Source organism: Acinetobacter sp. MD2(2019) (assembly GCF_035615615.1).
GTDB lineage: Bacteria > Pseudomonadota > Gammaproteobacteria > Pseudomonadales > Moraxellaceae > Acinetobacter.
The window spans coordinates 1-21,092 of the sequence record NZ_VTDU01000022.1 but is presented as its reverse complement, the minus strand read 5'-3'; the positions used below and the strand labels follow the sequence as shown (position 1 = coordinate 21,092).

20 protein-coding genes are annotated in these 21,092 nt (G+C 39.4%); 7 read left to right on the top strand and 13 right to left on the bottom strand.

Annotation, left to right across the window (positions count from 1 at the left end):
• Positions 1–11 precede the first annotated feature (11 nt).
• From I2F62_RS10810 to guaD, 3 genes are all read right to left on the bottom strand, one after another.
• Positions 12–263 (bottom strand): GlsB/YeaQ/YmgE family stress response membrane protein, encoded by a 252-nt coding sequence (locus I2F62_RS10810; protein WP_324627022.1) that lies wholly within the window; start codon positions 261–263, stop codon positions 12–14.
• A 262-nt stretch (positions 264–525) separates the two neighbouring features.
• Complete coding sequence (gene hpt / locus I2F62_RS10805) at positions 526–1,053, bottom strand: hypoxanthine phosphoribosyltransferase (RefSeq protein WP_324627021.1); 528 nt, start codon at positions 1,051–1,053, stop codon at positions 526–528.
• A 200-nt stretch (positions 1,054–1,253) separates the two neighbouring features.
• Positions 1,254–2,576 (bottom strand): guanine deaminase, encoded by a 1,323-nt coding sequence (gene guaD, locus I2F62_RS10800; protein ID WP_324627020.1) that lies wholly within the window; start codon positions 2,574–2,576, stop codon positions 1,254–1,256.
• 224 nt (positions 2,577–2,800) lie between these two features.
• Between guaD and I2F62_RS10795 the strand changes: the two genes are divergently transcribed.
• Entirely contained in the window at positions 2,801–3,274 is a 474-nt protein-coding gene (locus I2F62_RS10795) for a hypothetical protein (protein ID WP_324627019.1), read from the top strand.
• Positions 3,275–3,286: 12 nt separating this feature from the next.
• Here the strand turns inward: I2F62_RS10795 and I2F62_RS10790 are convergent, their stop codons facing one another.
• The 5 genes from I2F62_RS10790 to mpl form a co-directional block, all read right to left on the bottom strand.
• Complete coding sequence (locus I2F62_RS10790) at positions 3,287–4,450, bottom strand: glutathionylspermidine synthase family protein (protein WP_324627018.1); 1,164 nt, start codon at positions 4,448–4,450, stop codon at positions 3,287–3,289.
• Positions 4,451–4,482: 32 nt separating this feature from the next.
• Positions 4,483–4,845 (bottom strand): hypothetical protein, encoded by a 363-nt coding sequence (locus tag I2F62_RS10785; RefSeq protein WP_324627017.1) that lies wholly within the window; start codon positions 4,843–4,845, stop codon positions 4,483–4,485.
• Between the two features lie 158 nt (positions 4,846–5,003).
• Positions 5,004–5,963 (bottom strand): TerC family protein, encoded by a 960-nt coding sequence (locus tag I2F62_RS10780; RefSeq protein ID WP_324627016.1) that lies wholly within the window; start codon positions 5,961–5,963, stop codon positions 5,004–5,006.
• Between the two features lie 299 nt (positions 5,964–6,262).
• On the bottom strand, positions 6,263–6,859 hold the full coding sequence (locus tag I2F62_RS10775; RefSeq protein ID WP_324627015.1) for an undecaprenyl-diphosphatase: 597 nt from the start codon (positions 6,857–6,859) through the stop codon (positions 6,263–6,265).
• 167 nt (positions 6,860–7,026) lie between these two features.
• Positions 7,027–8,391: a UDP-N-acetylmuramate:L-alanyl-gamma-D-glutamyl-meso-diaminopimelate ligase gene (gene mpl, locus I2F62_RS10770; RefSeq protein WP_324627014.1), complete on the bottom strand. Its 1,365-nt coding sequence runs from the start codon at positions 8,389–8,391 to the stop codon at positions 7,027–7,029.
• Between the two features lie 242 nt (positions 8,392–8,633).
• On the opposite strand from mpl, the gene I2F62_RS10765 reads away from it, so the two are divergent.
• The 4 genes from I2F62_RS10765 (at position 8,634) to I2F62_RS10750 (ending at position 12,738) form a co-directional block, all read left to right on the top strand.
• Positions 8,634–8,978, top strand: a complete 345-nt coding sequence (locus I2F62_RS10765) for a DMT family protein (protein ID WP_324627013.1) — start codon at positions 8,634–8,636, stop codon at positions 8,976–8,978.
• Positions 8,979–9,160: 182 nt separating this feature from the next.
• Positions 9,161–9,676 (top strand): 5-(carboxyamino)imidazole ribonucleotide mutase, encoded by a 516-nt coding sequence (gene purE, locus I2F62_RS10760; RefSeq protein ID WP_324627012.1) that lies wholly within the window; start codon positions 9,161–9,163, stop codon positions 9,674–9,676.
• Positions 9,677–9,745: 69 nt separating this feature from the next.
• Entirely contained in the window at positions 9,746–10,876 is a 1,131-nt protein-coding gene (locus I2F62_RS10755) for a 5-(carboxyamino)imidazole ribonucleotide synthase (protein WP_324627011.1), read from the top strand.
• A 584-nt stretch (positions 10,877–11,460) separates the two neighbouring features.
• Complete coding sequence (locus tag I2F62_RS10750; protein WP_324627010.1) at positions 11,461–12,738, top strand: lytic murein transglycosylase; 1,278 nt, start codon at positions 11,461–11,463, stop codon at positions 12,736–12,738.
• 39 nt (positions 12,739–12,777) lie between these two features.
• Here I2F62_RS10750 and I2F62_RS10745 read toward each other — a convergent pair whose 3' ends face one another.
• The 3 genes from I2F62_RS10745 to I2F62_RS10735 all read right to left on the bottom strand — a co-directional run bounded on the left by I2F62_RS10745 (position 12,778) and on the right by I2F62_RS10735 (position 15,330).
• The gene (locus tag I2F62_RS10745) at positions 12,778–13,164 is read right to left on the bottom strand and encodes a hypothetical protein (RefSeq protein WP_324627009.1); all 387 of its coding nucleotides are present in this window, start codon (positions 13,162–13,164) and stop codon (positions 12,778–12,780) included.
• Between the two features lie 318 nt (positions 13,165–13,482).
• Complete coding sequence (locus I2F62_RS10740; RefSeq protein WP_324627008.1) at positions 13,483–14,337, bottom strand: hypothetical protein; 855 nt, start codon at positions 14,335–14,337, stop codon at positions 13,483–13,485.
• Positions 14,338–14,832: 495 nt separating this feature from the next.
• On the bottom strand, positions 14,833–15,330 hold the full coding sequence (locus tag I2F62_RS10735) for a hypothetical protein (protein ID WP_324627007.1): 498 nt from the start codon (positions 15,328–15,330) through the stop codon (positions 14,833–14,835).
• 474 nt (positions 15,331–15,804) lie between these two features.
• Here I2F62_RS10735 and I2F62_RS10730 point away from each other — a divergent pair, with 474 nt between their 5' ends.
• Positions 15,805–16,464 (top strand): hypothetical protein, encoded by a 660-nt coding sequence (locus tag I2F62_RS10730; protein WP_324627006.1) that lies wholly within the window; start codon positions 15,805–15,807, stop codon positions 16,462–16,464.
• Between the two features lie 235 nt (positions 16,465–16,699).
• Here I2F62_RS10730 and dnaK read toward each other — a convergent pair whose 3' ends face one another.
• Positions 16,700–18,637, bottom strand: a complete 1,938-nt coding sequence (gene dnaK / locus I2F62_RS10725; protein ID WP_324627005.1) for a molecular chaperone DnaK — start codon at positions 18,635–18,637, stop codon at positions 16,700–16,702.
• A gap of 118 nt (positions 18,638–18,755) precedes the next feature.
• Positions 18,756–19,286: a nucleotide exchange factor GrpE gene (gene grpE, locus I2F62_RS10720; protein WP_420713757.1), complete on the bottom strand. Its 531-nt coding sequence runs from the start codon at positions 19,284–19,286 to the stop codon at positions 18,756–18,758.
• A gap of 729 nt (positions 19,287–20,015) precedes the next feature.
• Here grpE and I2F62_RS10715 point away from each other — a divergent pair.
• Complete coding sequence (locus I2F62_RS10715) at positions 20,016–20,216, top strand: hypothetical protein (protein WP_324627003.1); 201 nt, start codon at positions 20,016–20,018, stop codon at positions 20,214–20,216.
• The last annotated feature ends 876 nt before the right edge of the window (positions 20,217–21,092 follow it).

Genomic DNA, 21,092 nt, shown 5'->3' with positions numbered 1-21,092 from the left:
GCTGCGCAAGTTTAATCGTTTTTAGTGAAAAAATTATACAGAATAAGAATCACCACGGCGCCAACGATTGAGGCAATAAATCCTGCGGATGAACCCACAGCATAAAATCCAAGGAATCTTCCTGCATAGGTGGCCACGAGTGAGCCTGCAATACCTAGTAATGTGGTGACAATAAAACCGGCTTTATCGTTTCCGGGGTGTAATGCACGTGCAATTAAACCGGCAAAGAAACCAATAAAAATGGTAACAATCAAGTGTCCCATAGCTGCTCCTTTTGATCTGGTGTTTAATTTATTGGAAAGTAACTGCGTTTAGAAACAAAACCTGGCTGGCTAAATTTTTATGTGTTGCGTTTTAAAACATCGGGGTTGCAGGATGTTTTATGCCGATACAGGTCTTAATCTTCTAAAATACTATTTTAATGAATTATGCTGGCAAAAATGTATTAAATGCTTGAGCTTGAGCTGTTTTATGTTGTGCTTTTGTGCAAAAAAATGGCTGCCTAAGCAGCCATTAAACCGTTGTTTATAAACCAATCTCGCCAATAAACGGTAAATGACGATATTTTTGGTTGTAGTCTAAACCGTAGCCGACAATGAAACGATCTTCAACTTCAAAACCTAAAAACTGAACATCGAGTTCAATTTCACGGCGCGATGGTTTGCTGACCAATGTACACAATTGAATTGAATTGGGTTGACGGGTTTGCAAAATTTCAAGCACTTTGCTGAGGGTGTTGCCTGAGTCGATAATATCTTCAATGACCAAGACATCTTTGCCACGAATTTCGCCATCTAAATCTTTTAAAATTTTTACATCACGACTTGAAACCGTACCACCGCCGTAGCTCGAAACGGTCATAAAATCGAGTTCGTGTGCTTTTTCAATATTACGACACAGATCTGCCATAAAAATGACTGAGCCTCGTAATAATCCAATTAATACAAGCTCTTTATCGCTATTGGCATAGTATGCATTAATCTGTTCACCGAGCGATTTTACTTTCGCTTGAATCTCATCAGCAGAGATCATTACGCGCATTTCAACAGTCATGGGCCGCTACCTAAAACTCCAAAATAAAAAATAAAAAAGGTGTTGACTGGCAACACCTCGAATTTATGAGTGATTGATTAAAGTTTAAAACAATTTCAGTTTCGATGCACCTGTTCTGCTTTCTACAAATGTAATCATTCGATGAATCGATGCTGTGTTTGTATCAATAGTGGGCATCAGACAGCTTTTATCGCAAACTTTTATTGATGGTTTTTACGATACACCTTTTGCCCATACACATAGGTTGCATCGACATTACGATCATCTCCCATGGTAAATAAAGCAAATAACGCATCTTCAAGCGATTTGGCATTCGACTGGCGCAATTGTTGCAATGCGGTGGCATTCAGGTCGAGCACGACAAAATCGGCTTCTTTGCCTAATTCGAAGTTCCCCAGTTTATCGTCTAAATTAAGGGCTTTGGCGCCGCCTAAAGTGGCATGATAAAACGATTCGAACGCAGAGAGTTTATCGCCTTGCAATTGCTGCACTTTATAGGCTTCATTTAATGTTTGCAGTTGGCTAAACGAGGTTCCGGCGCCAATATCGGTGCCTAAACCGACTTTAACTTGTTTTTCCCAGGTTTTTTTCAAAGGAAATAAACCGCTACCTAAAAATAGGTTGGAAGTTGGGCAAAAGGCAATCGCTGAATCGGTTTCGTGCATACATTGCCATTCAGCATCTTCTAAATGGACGCAGTGAGCAAACACCGAACGCTCGCCGGTTAAGCCATAATGATGATAAACATCGAGATAACCTTTTTGTTCAGGGAATAACGATTTTACCCACGCAATTTCATCTTTGTTTTCGCTTAAATGCGTATGCACATATACATCGGGATATTCTTGTTTCAACTGCCCTGCTTTTTCAAGTTGTTCGGGCGTTGAGGTGGGTGCAAAACGTGGCGTAATGGCATATAACGCTCTGCCCTTGCCGTGCCATTTCTCAATCAGCGCTTTAGATTCGCTGTAGGCGCTTTCTGCCGTGTCACACAAGCCGTCTGGTGCATGACGATCCATCAACACTTTGCCTGCGATTAAACGCATTTGAAGGGCTTCTGCGGCTTCAAACAAAGCATCTACCGATTCAGGATGCACGGTACAAAACACCAATGCTGTGGTTGTGCCATTTTTTAACAGTTCTTGCAGAAAGAATTGTGCAATTTTGGCTGCGTAATCGGGGTCTTTAAATTGTAATTCGGTTGGAAAGGTATAGGTATTCAGCCAACTTAACAATTGCTCGCCATAAGCCCCAACCATTTCAGTTTGTGGGTAATGAATATGTGTGTCGATAAACCCAGGAATAATCAGTTGCTCTGGATAATGCTCGATTTGTGCATCCTGAGCCAACATACTTTGAGTATCTTGCCATGTGCCTAAATGGCAAATTTTACCGTCTTCAATGATCATTACGCCGTCTTCAATATAACGGACGTTTTGTGCAATTTGATCGGCTTGGGTCACCAGCGCTTGAATATCTAAAAAGCGACCACGCACAATGGTCTGTTGAGTTGAGCGAGACATAGCAAAACCTATAAAATTTTATTTTTTCGATTGATTGTAACGTATTTATGCAACTTGAAAAGAGGGATTACACTTCGTTCGCAACGATCACTCAAATTGCAAAAATAATCAGCAGCGATCATGAAGAAAAATACTTGGCGGATTTTTTTCGATGGCAAGCTGAGTCTGGTTCACGTACACTCAACTCAGACGTAATTAATGAAAAGCAAATAAGAGTAAGCAATATGTATTTTTGGAATACGAAGGCTTTGGCGCATGCGCTGGTGCAGCAGACACTCACCAAACGTGACTATAAAAACTATTATCTTGCCGCTGCGGTGGTTGTAAGTGCGGTTTATTATTATGGGATGTACTCACCGTATATGGATGTTCGCGTGATTGGTGTTGAAGCCGCATTGACTTTATTGATGATGCTTTGGGGAATTCAACGTGTTTATCAAGCCAATGGGGGGGACGAAGGTCGCGCCTTTTTAAATCGTGTCACGGCATTGTCTTTCCCTATTTTAATGCAAACCACCGTTGCAGGCATTGCATTTGGTGGTATTTTATTGGGAATTTATCAATACTTTAATTTGGCCAATACCGCGTTTGATTTATTTTATGAGTGGTGTATTTCAGCGTTTACACTGGCATTACAACTGCTGTTCTTTACCCGTTTAAGCCGGTATATGCAGCGCGTTAAAGATGCCAGCATCTAACTTAAAAGCGGCTTATTCGACAAAATAATGTGCGGCAAAGTGAGCATCATTGCCAATAATGTCGTAACAATCTTCACGAATGGATAAGCCTGCACAGTGATGTCCGACCATCCATAAACCTAATGTAGGCAGTTGACCGGCAAAGAGTGGCGTATCCACCCATTTTTGCACCACATAACCCGATTTATCATAGTCATCAAAATAAAAACTGCCTGAAGCGGCTCCCATATCTTGACCATTTTCGAGCAGATGAATATTCGCGCCTTCACGGGCTAAAATCGGCTTTTTAACCCACTTCCCTGTTCGCGGCTGTTGCTGTGGGTCGAACGCATGGGTTTCAAGCAATAAGGGATGCTGGGGATAGCGTTTCCATAGCTCAACCAAAATGGCTTTATTGGACAGTAACATCTTCCAACAGGGTTCAATCCATTGTGTGCGTGGGCTAAGATGAGCCGCAAAGGCTTCTTCAAAAATCCATTCCCACGGATACAATTTAAACAGGTTTTGAATGGGGCGCTGTTTTAAATCGACAAAGTTGTTGCCATCCCAACCAATATTTTCCATCGACAATTCAGAAACTTGTAAATTCGCTTGATAAGCTGTATCCATGAGATATTCTAAATTGCCCCAATCTTCTCGTCCTGCTTCTTGGCAAGCGGCAAAATGTAAATGGCTGCCACGTGGTAAAATGGTTTTCCAGCGTTTGATTAAATCTTCATGGATACTATTAAATTGGTCTCGATTGGCAATGCCCGACACTTGTTCAATCCACAACCATTGTGCCACGGATGCTTCGAGTAGCCCTGTTGGGGTATCTGCATTGTATTCGAGCATTTTAATTTGGCTGCCGTTATAGGCGAAGTCGAAACGCCCATACAGCATGGCGGAATTTTCTCGCCAAGATTGTTCAATATGCGGAATTGCCGCGTTTGGAAGTTGAAAATAATCGGGATAATTGCCCCGTAAAATTAAATCGCCCACCACATGCAAGCACATTTGATGCAGTTCATTGGCCGCATCTTCAAGTTGTTCAATTTGTTGTAGCGTAAATTCATAGGCCATACCTTCAGACCAATAAATCGAGCCGTCTGCTGAAGGTAAGTTAAAATAATCAAAGCCAATATTATGATGTTCAATTTGCCAATCGGGGCGCGGCGTAAATATTTTGCGTTTCATTAAAGATCTTTTTAAATTGAAGAAATAAGTGTTTAACCACCAAAAGAAAAACCGCTACGGCCAAAACCACCACGAATCGGGCTAGATGAAGTATGGCTTTTGGCTGTGGCCGAAATAATACTTTGTCTTAGGCTTAAATTTTGTTTGGGGCGTAAGGTACTGCCTTGAAATTGTACTTCGCGATTATTGAGATAATAATAAGGCCCCACAAAATGTGGCCTGCTCGATGCATGTCCCCCACTGCTACTACTAGATTCAGTTTCACACAACTCATTATTCCAATCATTTTGGCAGTCATATTGATTATTATAGACATCTTGAACCAAACGATCTTGCCGGCTACAGGCAACCAAAAGCAATGGAACCAGTGCCAGAGTTACTTTTTTAGAACGCATTTTTTCTCTTCGAGTGTATTTTGTTTTATACATTAGATGTCTTGCATCAATCCCCTGTTCATTCTCGCTATGGGCGAAAAAGAAAAGCTGTAAAGCATGATGCAAGAGATCAGTTCAGCCTTTTATTTTTTAGATAAAAGGCTGTTCAATTTAGGATTTTAACCTAAATTTTGTTGCTTATTATGACGGATAGACAGCCAAGCTGTAATGGCTAAAACCACGACAATAAAGCCGAGCGATATCCAAATTGGCATATGAAACACATCTAACATTAACATTTTAAAGCCAATGAATAACAAGATAATGCCTAAGCCATAAGGCAAATAATGCAGTTTAGATGCAGCACCTGCCAATAAAAAGAACATCGCGCGTAAACCTAAAATCGCCATTAAATTTGCAGTTAACACAATAAATGGGTCGGTGGTAACCGCAAAAATGGCAGGAATAGAATCGACAGCGAAAATGACATCTGAAAATTCGACCAAGAGCAGCACCACAAATAACGGCGTTGCCCACAGTAAGCCATTTTGTCGAATAAAAAAGTGTTCACCATGGAAATTTTGCGTAATGCGCATATGTCGGCGTAGCCATTTTAAAATTTTCATGTCTTCGATATTTGGATTTTCATCTTCTTGGCCTTTAAGGAATTTAAAGCCGGTGTAAACCAAAAACGCGCCAAAAATATATAAAATCCATGCGAATTCTTGCACAAACCATGCACCAATAAAGATGAAAATGGTACGTAAAACAATTGCACCAAGCACGCCGTACAGCAAAATTTTACGCTGTAATGCCGCTGGAATAGAAAAAGCGGCAAAAATCATCAGCCAGACAAAAACGTTATCAATCGCTAAAGATTTTTCTAAGAAATAACCTGCTAGGTATTCCATGGTTTTTTGATTGGCGAGTGCAAGACTGGCTGTTTGTTGCAAATAAAACCATAAACCTGCGGCAAAGAGCATTGCAACGCTCACCCAAGCGATGCTCCAGTACGCCGCTTGTTTAAGTGGAACTTCAGCTGCTTTTTTTTGTTTAAAGCCTAAAAAATCGATCAATAGCATAATAAAAACAATGCCAAAGAACACCAAATACAGCCAAGGATTACCAATAGAGTTCATCGCGTTCTCCAAATCTAGCAAACGGCCATAAAAAAAACCTCGACCAGTTGCCAGATGAAATAAAACATCTGTGTCAACATGATCAAGGTCTTGCCTACATTGGATCAATCCAATGCTCAGATACCGACTTTTTGCAAAGTGTATTGACGATATCTGACACGCGTTGAGAAATTCTCTTGGCGCTTGGAGGAGGCTACTCCCCTTGTCAAACTAAATTGTGTTTTGGATGAAAACCATCCAAATATTGCCTTAGCATGCCATAGATTATTCTAAACTGCAACTCATATACATCTGCGCTTTTATTTGATTAAACCGCGCTGTAATAACGGTTTTGCAACCCATTGATAGATTCGAAGTGCAAGCTGTAGACACATTTGTCCATAACGTTGCCATGCATAATATCCTGCAATATTAACCAATACTGCCACAATCAACCCGCCCAACATATCTAATGGGAAATGAACGCCCAAATAAACACGCGACCAAGCCACGGCAGCGGCCAACGCGAATAAAATGCTACCAATACATTTTCGTGCTGAAAAATAATAAGACAATGCAATGGTGCTAAAAATCAGCATATGATTACTTGGGAATGATGCGGTAGCTTTGTGTTCAATAAGCGTGCGCCCAACATGCAAAACAAAAGGACGCGAATGCGGATAAATCAATGAAATCACATAGCCCAGCAACAGGGCGATTCCAGTCAACACAACGGCTTTTAACGCGCGTTCTTTAAGTTGTAAATCACCATAGCACCATAAAAAAAGTAGCAGCGCGAGTAAAATATAAAGCACGTCATTGGCAATAAAAATGGCGAGATGAACCACGAAAGGTTTGGCCGTTGCAGAGGCATTGATGGCGCTAAACAAAGCGAGGTTGACTGTTTCAAGCGACATTTTTATTCCATTGTGCAATAGATGAAGCCGCTATGATAAAGAAAACCCGCTGCTGTCGGTTTGCAAATGATGACAGTTTTGTAATGTTTGCTTAAAAAAAAGCCAATTGGCTTGGGTGTTTAAGGGGATAGCCATCCGATTTTGCACATCCCCGTTTAAATGACAAATTAAGCGCTTAAGGCTGAAATGAGTTTTTGATGTAAACCACCAAAACCACCATTCGACATAATCACTACAGCATCGCCCTCACCTGCTTCTGTGGTAATTCGGGCAATAATCTCATCGAGTGAGCGACTGACTTGTGCATGATTGCTTGATGCGGCAATCACCGGTTGTAAATCCCAATCTAGCCCTTCAGGTTGATACCAAATCACTTCATCGGCTAAACGCGCTGAATGCGCCAGTCCATCTTTATGGCTGCCCATGCGCATGGTATTCGAGCGTGGTTCAATAATCGCCCAAAGTTTACGCTCACCTAAGCGCTTGCGTGCGCCGTCAAGGGTGGTTTCAATTGCGGTTGGGTGATGGGCAAAATCGTCATAGACTTCAATGCCGCGTGGTGTGCCGAGCAATTCCATCCGGCGTTTTACTCCACCAAAATTTGACAATGCTGTACACGCTTGTTCGATGCTAACACCTACATGTTCGGCTGCGGCAATCGTGGCTAAGGCATTAGCAACACTATGCTGCCCTGTCATCGTCCAGTGTACTTCAGCTTTCACCGTGCCATGTTGCAGAACCTTAAAATGACTACCATCCTGATGAATCAGTTCCGCAGACAATTCGGCGCTTGGATGGATGTCAAGACTCGTACGCACCACAGGTGTCCAACAGCCCATGGCTAAAACCGTGTCGATATTGGTTTCGGTAATCGGTGCGATAATTCGCCCTTCACTTGGAATAGTACGGACTAAATGATGAAATTGTTTTTCAATTGCGGCTAAATCATCGAAAATATCGGCATGGTCAAATTCAAGGTTATTTAAAATTGCGGTTTTTGGATGATAATGCACAAACTTAGAACGCTTATCAAAAAATGCCGAATCGTATTCGTCTGCTTCGACCACAAAATATTCACCGCCACCGAGTCGAGCACTTTCGCTAAAACCGAGTGGGACACCGCCAATTAAAAAGCCCGGATTTAATCCCGCCTGATCAAGTACCCACGCTAACATGGTGGTGGTGGTGGTTTTACCATGTGTACCTGCAACCCCAAGCACATGCTTGCCTTGTAAAACATGGTCTGCTAAAAATTGTGGGCCTGAAATATAAGGCAAACCGGCATTGAGCATATATTCAATCGCATCAATGCCACGTTTCATGGCATTGCCGACAATGACTAAATCGGGATGCGGCTGTAAATGGCTGCGGTCGTAGCCTTGCATTAAGGTAATGCCTGCATTTTCAAGTTGGGTCGACATGGGTGGATACACATTGGCATCGGAACCGGTTACGGTATGTCCTAAATCGCGCGCTAACAGTGCCAAAGAGCCCATAAACGTGCCACAAATACCTAAAATATGCAGATGCATAACTCGCCTACTCCACTTGAATTGACACAGCATGGTTTTTATTTGCTGTTGTTGTCAGAAAACATTTAAAATTGTGAGCAACGATAACAAGGCTGTATTTGAAAAGATAGTCACAAAATGTGAGAAAGCCGATAAAATCCAACACAATAAAACGTTGCGTGATGATCAGCAGATTACTCTGTGATATGTATATTCAGTCATGAGTCACACTTATATTTGCCCCATTTGAAGTTGAGTTGAATATGCCAACATTTTTCCCGTTTATTTTATTGGTTATTTCTAATTGTTTTATGACCTTAGCATGGTATGGGCATTTAAAATTTTTACATAATGCACCGCTATGGCAAGCGGTTTTATTTGGCTGGGTGATCGCGTTATTTGAATACAGTTTTATGATTCCAGCCACACGCTTATTCGCAGCACAGGGCTGGAGTATGGGCGAAATGAAAATTACCCAAGAAGTCATGACGTTAATTGTATTTGTGCCCTTTTTAATTTTTATGTTTAAACAACCGTTAAAACTCGATTATTTGTGGGCTGCTTGTTGTTTATTTGGCTGTGTTTATTTTGTTTTTAGAAGCCAATAAGTATCAAACGCGATGTTTTTTGGTTTAGTGGTGGATGAAAAGCATGTAACCCTGAGCTTTAAAGCCCGTGTTTTGTTTTGGTGAGGATGAAAAAACAAGCTATACTGTGCCCTCTAACCCCTGCCCAAAGCTTTTCTTTGCTTGGCGAGATCCATTAATTTACGAATATTTTGGAAATATCAATGAATACGGTCGCTGCTACAGACGCTCAACCCTTAGTTGGCATTATTATGGGTTCTCAATCTGATTGGGCAACACTCGAACATACTGCAAATATGCTCAAACAACTTGGCGTTGCTTTTGAGGCTGAAGTGGTATCGGCACATCGTACCCCAGATCGTTTATTTGAATATGCAGAAACTGCGCGCGAACGTGGAATTCAGGTGATTATTGCCGGTGCAGGTGGCGCAGCGCATTTACCGGGCATGTGTGCGGCAAAAACGGATTTACCTGTGCTGGGGGTTCCGGTGAAATCTTCAATTTTAAATGGTGTCGATTCACTGCTATCAATTGTGCAAATGCCGGCTGGAATTGCCGTGGGCACTTTAGCGATTGGCCCTGCCGGTGCAACCAATGCCGCAATTATGGCTGCGCAAATTCTAGGTTTGACGCGTGCTGATATTGCCAAAAATGTGGCAGATTTTCGTGCTGCACAAACCGATAAAGTCGCAAGCAATAATATTCCAGGTCAAGGGTGAGGAAAAGCAAGGCAGGTAATAGCGCTTAATCACTGAGCGTGACACGCTGCGCTGCTGAGTAAAAGCATAATGAGCAAACAAATCAATACAATTGGAATTTTTGGTGGTGGTCAGTTGGGTCGTATGATGGCGCAAGCCGCATTGCCGCTGAATCTTCAATGCACCTTTTTTGAATCGAATACCGATTGCCCTGCTGCTGTGTTGGGTCAGGTTTTTTCGACACAAGATTCGCAAGCTTTAAGCAATTTCATTCAAAGTGCCGATGTATTTAGCCTTGAATTTGAAAATACGCCTTTGGCCGATGTCGATGTTTTAAGCCAAAGCAAGGCGATTCATCCACCTCGTCAAGCACTGGCTATTGCGCAAAACCGCTTATCCGAAAAAACACTATTTAATGAACTGCAGATTCCAGTTGCGCCGTTTAAAGCGGTAGACAGCCTTGAATCATTAACCCAAGCTGTGGCTGAACTGGGCTTGCCCATTGTGTTAAAAACCGCAACCGGCGGTTACGATGGCAAAGGTCAATTCGTGCTGCGTGAAGCCAGTCAAATTGAACAAGCTTGGGCGGAACTTGGCCCTGCCAAGTCATTAATTGCAGAAAGTTTTGTTAATTTTTCGCGCGAAGTGTCGATTATTGCGGTGCGTGGCCAAAATGGCGATGTGAAAACATGGCCGTTGGCGGAAAACCATCATCATCATGGTATTTTGTCGCATTCCATTGTTCCTGCTCCACAGAGCGAAGAGTTACAGCCTGTGGCGCAAGAATACATCACTCGCCTGCTCAATCACCTCGATTATATTGGCGTGCTGACGCTTGAATTGTTTGTGACTGAACAAGGTTTGTTTGCCAACGAAATGGCGCCACGTGTGCATAATTCTGGGCATTGGTCGATTGAAGGCGCGGTGTGTTCGCAATTTGAAAACCATATTCGTGCTGTTGCAGGCTTGCCTTTAGGTTCAACCGATGTGGTGCGCCCAACGGTCATGGTGAATATTATTGGCAAACATCCGAAAACTGATGATGTTTTAGCCTTAAATGGCGCACATTTGCACTTATATAATAAAACCGAGCGTGAAGGTCGTAAGTTGGGTCATATTACCCTAATGCCGCTGAATCAGGACGATTTAAGCGAGTTATGCCGTCAGTTGGCAAAAATTTTGCCAGAGCCGTTGGCGTTAACTCAAGATATGACCATCTAAACCTATTTTGTTGTAAAAAAAGCGATCACCGAGTGGATCGCTTTTTTTATTGCTTGAAATTGGGCAGCATATGCGCCCTTTGATTGAATCGACAATGATTTGCGGATTTAAATTTAAAAACAACTATTGAGGGTTGTGTTGAAAATCTTGTGTAATTATCTTATTGATGTACAAAGATTGCATTTCAAATGCATCCAAAATCGCCAAAAATTAAAGAAAATGAATAATTTTAACCAGCAAAGTGCCACTAAAATTTCAAAATAAGCATCGTTGTGCTGTGGATAACTTAAATTATTTAATAGTAGTTATTTTTAAATTTAAAAAATAGCTTTGAATTTAAAACGCCTTTAAAGAATAAATTTAAAAGTTTTTACCATGTTTAAATTACCCACATGTGGATAACTTGGTTTTGCAATTATGAATTTAAACTTTTGTGGGTTATTTGAATTTAAAAATATCATTGCGTTAAAAAATGAATTCAAAGTGCGTAACAAATTTTGAATTCATTTTGCATCGTCAATAAAACAGGAAAATGCTAAGGTAGATCTATAAATTTAAATTCAAAAAAATGGTCAACATCTCATATGCGATATTCTTCAATTTTTGTTAGTACGACTTTATTTTTTGCACTGCATGCACAGGCTGAATTACTGGTGAATGAAGTGCCAGTCACCACAACAAGCCCGAATACAACTTTAGCGGCGAATGATCCATTTCAGAGCTGTTTAGCAAATTTACGTTCGCAGGCAATTTCTGCTGGTGTTAGTGCCACGACCTACGATCGTTATACCCAAAACCTGACACCAGATTATTCTGTCATTGATAAGCTCAATTACCAGCCTGAATTTTCCACACCAATTTGGGATTATTTGTCTGGTTTGGTCGATGATGAGCGTGTTGCTGATGGTCAGCAAAAAATGGCCCAATATCGTGATGTGTTAAATCGTGCTTCGCAAGCCTATGGCGTGCCTGCAGCAACCATTGTGGCGGTGTGGGGTGTCGAGAGTAATTATGGCGGTATTTCGGGTAAATATCCGTTGCTGCAAGCCTTAGGCACACTAAGTTGTGAAGGGCGTCGCCAGAGTTATTTCCGTGGAGAGTTTTTTGCCACCATGCGAATTTTACAGCGTGGCGATTTACGCGAAGAGCAATTAAAAGGCTCGTGGGCGGGTGCATTTGGGCATACGCAATTCATGCCATCGACTTATGAACGATTAGCGGTCGATTTTGATGGCGATGGCCGCCGTGATTTGGTGTCTAGTGTGCCAGATGCATTGGCTTCAACTGCCAATTTCTTAAAAAAAGCCGGCTGGCAAACGGGCATGCCATGGGGCTTTGAGGTCAAAATTCCACAAGGGATGTCCATTGCAGGTGAAAGTCGCCGTAATAAAAAACCGTTGTCGTATTGGTTGGCTAAAGGTGTAACGCGTGTAGATGGCTCGGCCTTAGTGCAAGACAATTTATCTGATTCGACTCCCGCAGGTTTAATGACGCCTGCAGGCGCAAGCGGCCCCGCATTTTTAGTCTTTAAAAACTTTGATGCAATTTATAGCTACAACGCCGCGGAAAGTTATGGCTTGGCCATTGCTCATTTATCCGACCGTTTGCAAGGAGGAGCCGCTTTTGTAACCCCGTGGCCTACCGATGATGCTGGAACATCGCGCGCCGAGCGCCGTGAAATCCAAAATTATCTCTTAAAACGTGGGTATAACATTGGCGAAGCCGACGGTTTAATTGGTGATAAAACCCGAGAAGCCATTCAAAAAGAGCAGGCGCGTTTGGGATTAAGCCCAACAGGGCGGGCAGGACAACAAATTTTACGTGCTTTTCGTAATGAACAAGCCCGTCAAATATTGCCATAACATTAAAAATCCGAAGGAATAGCGTTCCTTCGGATTTTTTTAGACCTCTGAATGGTCTATTTTTACTGCTTCTAATAGATCGAAAATCACAGCCGTGACGTCTTGGCTTAAATCGCGGTCATTAAAGATTTCGTAAGCGGTAATGGTGACATCTGTGTCGCTTGGAAGCTCTTGTTGTTCTTCTTGAATGAGTTGCTCTATCGGTAAAAGGGTTTGTTTAATTTCTAGGTGTAAAATATCTGCAAACTCAATATTTTCATCATCTAATTCAATCATTTGCTTATTGAAGTAGGGCAGTAGAATCGCATGTAAAGAGGGTGTTAATTCTTCAATATTAAACAGTTCGATATCGCGGGTTTCTTCAATGGTGCTGATATGGTCGTTTACTTCAAGAATAATATGATAGTAACTCACGCGAATCTCCATTAATGATTGGACGGTTATTTGATCACAATAACATGTTTAGTTGATGAAATTCGATGGCTTAGAAGATTTTGCCGTATGTAGATTGTAAAACGGAAATATTTGCGTTAAGCCGTATCTGTTGACTTGCATTTAGCAGATCTAGGGCAGTTATATGTAATTGTGTAAAATGATCCATAAATATCTGCCTTGATTAAATCATCATACAAATTAAATTGTTGCAATCAATCACAGATAATCTACGAGTTATCTTGAGAAAACAGATGAATATGCTTTTGAGGCTATGTTTTATTAAAGAAACTATAACCTAAGTATAATGTATTAAATTTTGATGGCTTTAGAGGCAATCTTAAGTACAGTTCCCCCACCAGGTACAACGGTGCTGGCAAGCTCTGCGCTTAATTCAATTAGATTTTCTCTGGTGAAGGTTTTATCGAAGGTGTCTTTAAACCAGTTACCATTCTCAACAATTTCACCTGTCAATCCATCCACTTCTAAGATGCCAATTTTATCTCCCCAACGATATTCAAAAGCATAAACTGGACGAAAGTACAAATGTAGCGCAGTGATTTCTTCATGATCATCATGAATTGAGGATGCGGTAATCATTTGATTTTGTAATTCGGCACGAACTTTAGTCGTAAGTGAATCTAAAGACAAAAGTGGTTGTAAAGGATTGTCTATTTCTACCTTTTCAACTTCTGTGGTACTAAATTTTTTGACGTAATTTTCGAGTTGATGTGTTTTTACATCGCGATTTAATCCATCAAAATAATTTGAGTATTCAATAGTACGATGACAACGCTCAACAACTTGAATATCTATTCTTAATTTGTCTTGTTGACGGGTTACTGGATACTGTATTGGTATTTCTGAATCTGATTTCAGCATGACTGTCGTGGTATAGGGATTACTCACAGGAACCTGATAAGTATTTAAACATGTGAAATCGAGTGAGCGTAAACTTGAAACAAACCAAAATGGCTCATATCGGAACATGTGGTTTTTTAAAGTCACATTATCATCTGTTGGACGTTTTAATGGATTTAGCTTTGCCATTAATCCAAAAGCATTTAGTTTTTTCTTTTCAGCTTGCTGTTTTGCTGAATCAAACTCAAAAATACTTTTAAAAATAAATATTTTGTGGTTTTCTGGTTTTACTTCTAATTTTGACATATTGAATTATTGAACGTACTTTGATCGTATTATCATATAAGATTTTTTTGGGAAAAATTTAAATTTATCTATATTTTTACAATAAAAATCGTTCAAAAATGAGCGGTTTTTTAATCTAACAAATTATTTTTTATCATCTTTCACTTCAGTGAAATCAGCATCTACAACATTATCATCCAATTGTATTGAACAGGAATTACAGGCGAATATTGTGTATGTACGATTGGACTTAAACATCGCCTGAATGATGTCAAAGATGTCGTGCGATTCAACATTCGCAAAAGATGAAAATTATTTTCTATTTCCACGGCCATACCAAACTGCCTGTTGATCGCATTTGGTTATTTCTGGAATATCAGTTTTTCATGCTCATTATTACTAGGTTTCCATGTTTCAGTCTTTGTATTTTTATGTGTTTGGCTGGAGATTAATGTGCCTTTTAATGGTGTTTTAAAATCTATATTCGCATCGCATTTTAGGTAGGTTTCGAGCATTTTAGGCAGTTCTTGATAGCCTTTCATGAATATCAATCATTTTGCTTGATGAATCTTTAGGAAATAGTCTATTCAACCACCACTGCTTTTGGTGTTTTGTGTATGTGGGAACTGTGTTTAAGTAAAATTTAAATCCTTGATAATGCTCTGTAAAATCACTTGAAACAACGTAATTATAATAAATAATTTTCTGAATAGACTGCCAATCAATGAAACAGCTTTTATCAAATAAAGGCATTTCAATGGTCATTCCATTTTCATCAAAGGATAGTTTTTTTCGTATTTTTTCTTGTTCTTGCCATTGTTTTTCAGAAACGGGAAATCCAAAAAACAAACCATATAGGATGATGAGTGGTAAAATGGCAAATATTAAAAGGATAATCCAAGCATAAAACGGAACATTCTCGGGATATTGAATTGCAAAATAAAGCCCAACACAACCAATAGTCGTAAATATGCAGAGTAGGAGTATTGGAAATAATAAAAGCAATTTATTCATTTTTTATTCCATGTGTAGTCTGACCCAGTTGAGTATAAAAATTAAAAGGAAACTTCCAATAATATAAAACTGTATTTTATTTACTTTTTTTCTGCCCAGTTTCCAAACGAAAACTCTGTCTATGGTCATGATGACCGAAATAGGGATAATGGCAAATATTAAATAGATTCCCGCCATCGCATCTGATGCAGAAGCACTGGTTCCGAAAAATATACAACCAATGAGCAAAACTATTCCGATTACGAAAAAAGGCGTCAATTTCTCAAAGATTCTCATATTTTATTTGTCCGTTAATGTTGATGTGTCATGATCAAAATGCTTGTTTGCAATGTATTATTTTTTCGATAAATAAACTTAAAACAACTCCACCAATCGTTGTGAAAATGCCAATAAAAAGTAAAGGATAATCCTCCCACAAATTAAACGAGTTTAAAAATAGAAAATTGGCTAAACTTATACCTAAGGAGATTTTCTATGAAAAAACCAATAAATCGTCAAGACCTAAAAAAAGTACTTAAATTATTTTTGCTTATTGGTGGTTTGGTTTTTCTTTTGCTATGCGCAAGCATTGCGATATTATTGATCTTAAATCGGAATTTTGCAGTCAGCATTACATTTGAACAAAGCATTCATATTATCCTATCAATTTTTATTTTTTTAATGTTCCCAGTCATTCATCGCGCTCAAGCGCGCTGGTTTTGGTTCACTCGTCACCGTACTCAAGAGATGCCTCAGTGGATGTCAGTGAAAGCCCCAGCCTTACCCGAAGTTAACACACCTCGGGGACAAAAAATTCTTTATATCTTTTTAGATTTAATCGCAATCATTCTGCTATTCATTATATTTCTACCTTTCCATAGACAAGTTTGGATTTATCAATCGATTTCCGCGATCACTACAAGTGCTCGACTCTATATTCTGTGCCTTAGCATGCTATGCCTGTGTATTTTTACTCTGTTCAGTGGTTTGCTTTTTCTTGGGTTTAAATTGCTAAAACAATCGGATAGCGAATCATCTTTAGCAAGACAGTTACTTAAAAATTGGATGTATAGCTATGTGTTTACGATGACGATCTGTATTTTTATCAGTTGCTTTAGCGGATTTATGATTTTACGGTATTTGGCAACATTTTAGTGGTCACAATGTTATTTGAAAGTAGATTCCAATACGAATAATGCTGTGTTACATAACTATATAAATAATTGATTTTAATAATTTTAATTTTAGATTCATAGTGGGTCAAAACTTTGAATCTCATAGGGTTATGGAGTGTTTATACAACACAGCCATGCAATATGTCAGAAGACCTAAGTCACTCAAACAAAAAAACCGCTCAAAAATGAGCGGTTTTTTTATTCAAGCTGACAACTTATTTTTTGTCATCTTTCACTTCAGTGAACTCAGCATCGACAACGCCATCGTCCGCTTTTTGTTGACCTGCATCACCACCGAATTGGTTCGGATCGAAGCCTTCAGCACCGCCTTGAGCTTGAGTAGCTTCATAGGCACGTTGCGTAATTGGCATAATGATGTTTTGAAGCGCTTCAGTTTTCGCTTTGATGTCTTCAACATCATTTTCTTTGGTTGCAGTTTCAAGCTCAGCAACCGCAGTTTCAACCGCAGTTTTTTCGTCTGCAGTCACTTGCTCACCTAAATCTTTAACCGCTTTTTGTGAGCTAGACACCAATGCATCCGCTTCGTTACGTGCTTTTGCTAACTCTTCAAATTTACGATCTTCTTCAGCATTTGCTTCAGCATCTTTAATCATCGCTTCGATTTCAGCATCAGACAAACCAGAGTTTGCTTTAATCTGGATCGATTGCTCTTTGCCTGTGCTCTTATCTTTAGCAGATACTTTTAAGATACCATCCGCGTTGATGTCGAACGATACTTCAATTTGTGGCACACCACGTGGCGCAGGAGGGATATCGCCCAACTGGAAATTGCCCAACAATTTGTTTTGTTGTGCCATTTTACGCTCACCTTGGAACACCGAAATGTCGACCGCAGGTTGGTTATCCGCAGCAGTTGAGAACACTTGAGATTTCTTCGCAGGAATCGTGGTGTTTTTCTCAATAATTGCAGTTAACACGCCACCCATCGTTTCGATACCCAATGTTAATGGGGTAACGTCTAATAAAAGCACGTCAGTTTTGTCGCCAGACAATACCGCACCTTGAATGGCAGCACCAATCGCCACTGCTTCATCAGGGTTCACGTCTTTACGTGGTTCTTTGCCAAAAAATTCTTGAACTTTTTGTTGAACCATTGGCATACGTGACTGACCACCCACCAAGATTACGTCAGAGATGTCGCTTGTTGAAAGACCCGCATCTTTCAGCGCAATACGGCAAGGCTCAATGGTACGTGCAACTAAATCTGCAACTAAACCTTCAAGTTTCGCACGCGTCACGTTGATCACTAAATGTTTAGGACCAGTCGCATCAGCCGTGATGTATGGCAAGTTAATTTCAGTGGCATTTGAAGATGACAACTCAATCTTCGCTTTTTCAGCCGCTTCTTTTAAACGTTGTAACGCTAAAGGATCTTGTTTTAAGTTGAAGTTTTGCTCTTTTTTGAACTCTTCAACCAAGTACTCAATTAAAGCGTTGTCAAAGTCTTCACCACCAAGGAAAGTATCACCGTTGGTAGACAATACTTCGATTTGTTGGTCGCCATCAAGATCTGCGATTTCAATGATTGATACGTCAAATGTACCACCACCTAAATCGTAAACTGCAACTTTACGGTCGCCTTCTTTTTTGTCCATACCAAACGCAAGGGCAGCAGCCGTTGGTTCGTTAATGATACGTTTAACATCAAGACCTGCAATTTTACCTGCATCTTTAGTTGCTTGACGCTGTGCATCGTTAAAGTAAGCTGGAACAGTAATGACCGCTTCAGTGACGGTTTCACCTAAATAATCTTCTGCCGTTTTCTTCATCTTTTTCAAGATTTCAGCAGAGATTTGTTGTGGTGCCAATTTCTTGTCGTTTACATCGACCCAAGCATCGCCATTGTCTGCTTTGATGATTTTGTAAGGCACAAGACCGATGTCTTTTTGTACCGCTTGATCTTGATACTTACGACCAATTAAACGCTTGATCGCGAATAATGTGTTTTTAGGATTGGTGACTGCTTGACGCTTCGCAGATTGACCTACCAAAATTTCGCCATCTTTATAGGCAATAATGGATGGCGTAGTACGTGCGCCTTCAGCATTTTCGATAACTTTAACTTTGTCGCCTTCAAGTACCGCAACACATGAGTTGGTTGTACCTAAGTCAATACCAATGATTTTAGCCATTCTTTATATTCCTCAAAATTTGGTGCAATGTTTCGCTTGTTATTCGATATGAGAGCCGTTGAAGATATTTCAAGTAATTTCAAGAAAAAATTTTTCAAAAGCGCTCAAAAATAATGCTTTACTGACCGACCATCACCATTGCAGGGCGGAGTAGACGACCATTTAAGCTATAACCTTTTTGTAAAACGGTGCCAATTTCGTTGGCTTTTGCGTTTGGATCAATGCCAACCGCTTGGTGTAAATCGGCATTAAAGCCATTTTGTGTATCGGCCTCCGTCACACCAAATTTTTCTAAGGTGCTAAGAAGCGATTTTAAGGTTAAACGAATGCCTTCAAGTACAGGTGTTTCTTCATCACCCGCGGCTTGAATGGCACGTTCTAAGTTATCAACAGAATCGAGTAACTGTTTGGCAAATTTTTCTAATACCGTATCTTTATGCTTTTCAGATTCACGTTGAATACGCTCAACGCTTTTTTGCGCTTCATACACTGCATTGGCAGTACGCGCTTTTTCAAGCTTTAAGCTTTCTTCAAGTTTGGTAATTTGCGCAGTTAAATCTTCAACGCTCAGCTCATTTGCCTGCTCTACACCTTCAGTTTGATCAGTGAGTTGCTCATTTTGAATGTCTTGAGTTTGCTCATGTGCCATTGATGCTCTCCGTTTAAATAAGCTTTTTAACATGTACAGTCCTTTGGCGTTCGTAGGCACTACGCATACTTAAAACTGCCATGAAAATAGGTTTTTATGACTTGTGATAAAAGATATGGGCAGTTTATAAAAAATCAACCATCTAAATATCTAAAAACGGCATATCTGTGCAGAACAGTGCTTTTTCAATCCATAAAAGCGCGTGTTTTTGCTAAAAATAACAAGAGGAGGTCTTTGAACGTGAAGAGTAGTTGAATCATTCTCTTAAAAAAACAGCATTAAATGATCGCAGCAATACACGACCATTTTTCGTATTTTAAAAATTGATGATCGTGCTATCGAAATTGGCGTAAATATGATAAAATGTGATTTAAATCAAAATAATAAATTGAATTTATTACAATCAATATACAATATTATAAATTAATTATAAATAACACGTTGTTGCTAGTTTGCTTTTGTTTAATTAGGTAAAAACTCTTTGAGTTAAGTAAAAGGCAATCGATTAAATAGTCATCACATTTATCTTAATTCATTGAAAAAATTGAAATATATAGTTTTTTAAAAAATTGAAACCGAGTTATTTGCAACAAAAAACACATCAAACCAATGCGAATGGTAAAAAAAACACTGAAAAAACATCATATTTCTATGCGATCAGATTCGTAAAGATGAGCACACGCTTTGCAAAGAGCTTTTTAGACTTTTATTTTGAGTGAGAGAGTGATCATGAAAAAACTTGCGATTTTATCTGCAGTACTTGGTGGTTTTACATTTATGGCTGTAGGTTGTACTTCACATGAAGCACAACAAGCGCCTACAACTACACCAGTTGAGCAAAGTGCTGCATCTGAACAAAACACAACAGCAGTAACGACTGCTGCATCTGATGACCAAGCAACAACGTCTGCTGCATCAGAAGTGCAATAATATAAAAAAGAGCAATTGAAGAAGTCTTCTTCAATTGCTCTTTTTTTTAAATAGTTTCACGTGGAACAAAAAATAAGCAACACACTTATAAGAAGCAAAACAATAGAATTAGATCGACAGGGCTAATAAGACTTATAGATAGATTTATACAACTTTAATACTTCTCTTTATATACATGACTATTTCTCTAGTGTTATGCATACATCTTTATGTGCGCCCATATATTGGCTAGTCTGTAAAATTCTAGAACTTCAGATCAAAACCATTGCAGTGTTGGCATGAAGACAATAAGCCAGTTTGTTCGGCAATCTTATTTAAATAATCAAACACGTTAAAACAGTTTTATTTAGTGATCTGCTTTGTAGGTGCTTTATTGTTAAAAAATAAAAAAAAGACAGCAAATAATAGTAGGTCTGATCTGTCATCGGCTTGATTAAATAAGAGATTTAAAAAGATGAATTGAAACTTAAATTAAAAAATTGTTTTATTACAGGGGCTTAATTATTTTTATGAAAAATATTTGCACAAAAATAGAGCATACAGAAAAATTTGCACCAAAAATGCTTGCATGTGCGATAAATCTATCTATAATGAGCCCATACCGACGAGATGCATCTAAACTTAGAAAATAAGTTGATGTAATTCTTCTGTTTTTGCTGCTGACGAAGCAGTAAAAAATCATTAAAGAATTGATAAGAACAACTTGTGTGGATTTTTACTGATCAGATCATCGATAAATTATCATTGATTGATTGGTTTAAATTACTCGAAGTTTATTTGAGCGAAATTTAAGTCAGAAAATTGATGAGCCAGATTTAGCACTTTTAGTAAAGTGCAAAATGATTTTAACTGAAGAGTTTGATCATGGCTCAGATT

Excerpts from the sequence above, each read along its gene's own strand:
- I2F62_RS10810 (WP_324627022.1), bottom strand. The coding sequence starts at position 263 with ATGGGACACTTGATTGTTACCATTTTTATTGGTTTCTTTGCCGGTTTA.
- hpt (WP_324627021.1), bottom strand. The coding sequence starts at position 1,053 with ATGACTGTTGAAATGCGCGTAATGATCTCTGCTGATGAGATTCAAGCG.
- guaD (WP_324627020.1), bottom strand. The coding sequence starts at position 2,576 with ATGTCTCGCTCAACTCAACAGACCATTGTGCGTGGTCGCTTTTTAGAT.
- I2F62_RS10795 (WP_324627019.1), top strand. The coding sequence starts at position 2,801 with ATGTATTTTTGGAATACGAAGGCTTTGGCGCATGCGCTGGTGCAGCAG.
- I2F62_RS10790 (WP_324627018.1), bottom strand. The coding sequence starts at position 4,450 with ATGAAACGCAAAATATTTACGCCGCGCCCCGATTGGCAAATTGAACAT.
- I2F62_RS10785 (WP_324627017.1), bottom strand. The coding sequence starts at position 4,845 with ATGCGTTCTAAAAAAGTAACTCTGGCACTGGTTCCATTGCTTTTGGTT.
- I2F62_RS10780 (WP_324627016.1), bottom strand. The coding sequence starts at position 5,963 with ATGAACTCTATTGGTAATCCTTGGCTGTATTTGGTGTTCTTTGGCATT.
- I2F62_RS10775 (WP_324627015.1), bottom strand. The coding sequence starts at position 6,859 with ATGTCGCTTGAAACAGTCAACCTCGCTTTGTTTAGCGCCATCAATGCC.
- mpl (WP_324627014.1), bottom strand. The coding sequence starts at position 8,391 with ATGCATCTGCATATTTTAGGTATTTGTGGCACGTTTATGGGCTCTTTG.
- I2F62_RS10765 (WP_324627013.1), top strand. The coding sequence starts at position 8,634 with ATGCCAACATTTTTCCCGTTTATTTTATTGGTTATTTCTAATTGTTTT.
- purE (WP_324627012.1), top strand. The coding sequence starts at position 9,161 with ATGAATACGGTCGCTGCTACAGACGCTCAACCCTTAGTTGGCATTATT.
- I2F62_RS10755 (WP_324627011.1), top strand. The coding sequence starts at position 9,746 with ATGAGCAAACAAATCAATACAATTGGAATTTTTGGTGGTGGTCAGTTG.
- I2F62_RS10750 (WP_324627010.1), top strand. The coding sequence starts at position 11,461 with ATGCGATATTCTTCAATTTTTGTTAGTACGACTTTATTTTTTGCACTG.
- I2F62_RS10745 (WP_324627009.1), bottom strand. The coding sequence starts at position 13,164 with ATGGAGATTCGCGTGAGTTACTATCATATTATTCTTGAAGTAAACGAC.
- I2F62_RS10740 (WP_324627008.1), bottom strand. The coding sequence starts at position 14,337 with ATGTCAAAATTAGAAGTAAAACCAGAAAACCACAAAATATTTATTTTT.
- I2F62_RS10735 (WP_324627007.1), bottom strand. The coding sequence starts at position 15,330 with ATGAATAAATTGCTTTTATTATTTCCAATACTCCTACTCTGCATATTT.
- I2F62_RS10730 (WP_324627006.1), top strand. The coding sequence starts at position 15,805 with ATGAAAAAACCAATAAATCGTCAAGACCTAAAAAAAGTACTTAAATTA.
- dnaK (WP_324627005.1), bottom strand. The coding sequence starts at position 18,637 with ATGGCTAAAATCATTGGTATTGACTTAGGTACAACCAACTCATGTGTT.
- grpE (WP_420713757.1), bottom strand. The coding sequence starts at position 19,286 with ATGGCACATGAGCAAACTCAAGACATTCAAAATGAGCAACTCACTGAT.
- I2F62_RS10715 (WP_324627003.1), top strand. The coding sequence starts at position 20,016 with ATGAAAAAACTTGCGATTTTATCTGCAGTACTTGGTGGTTTTACATTT.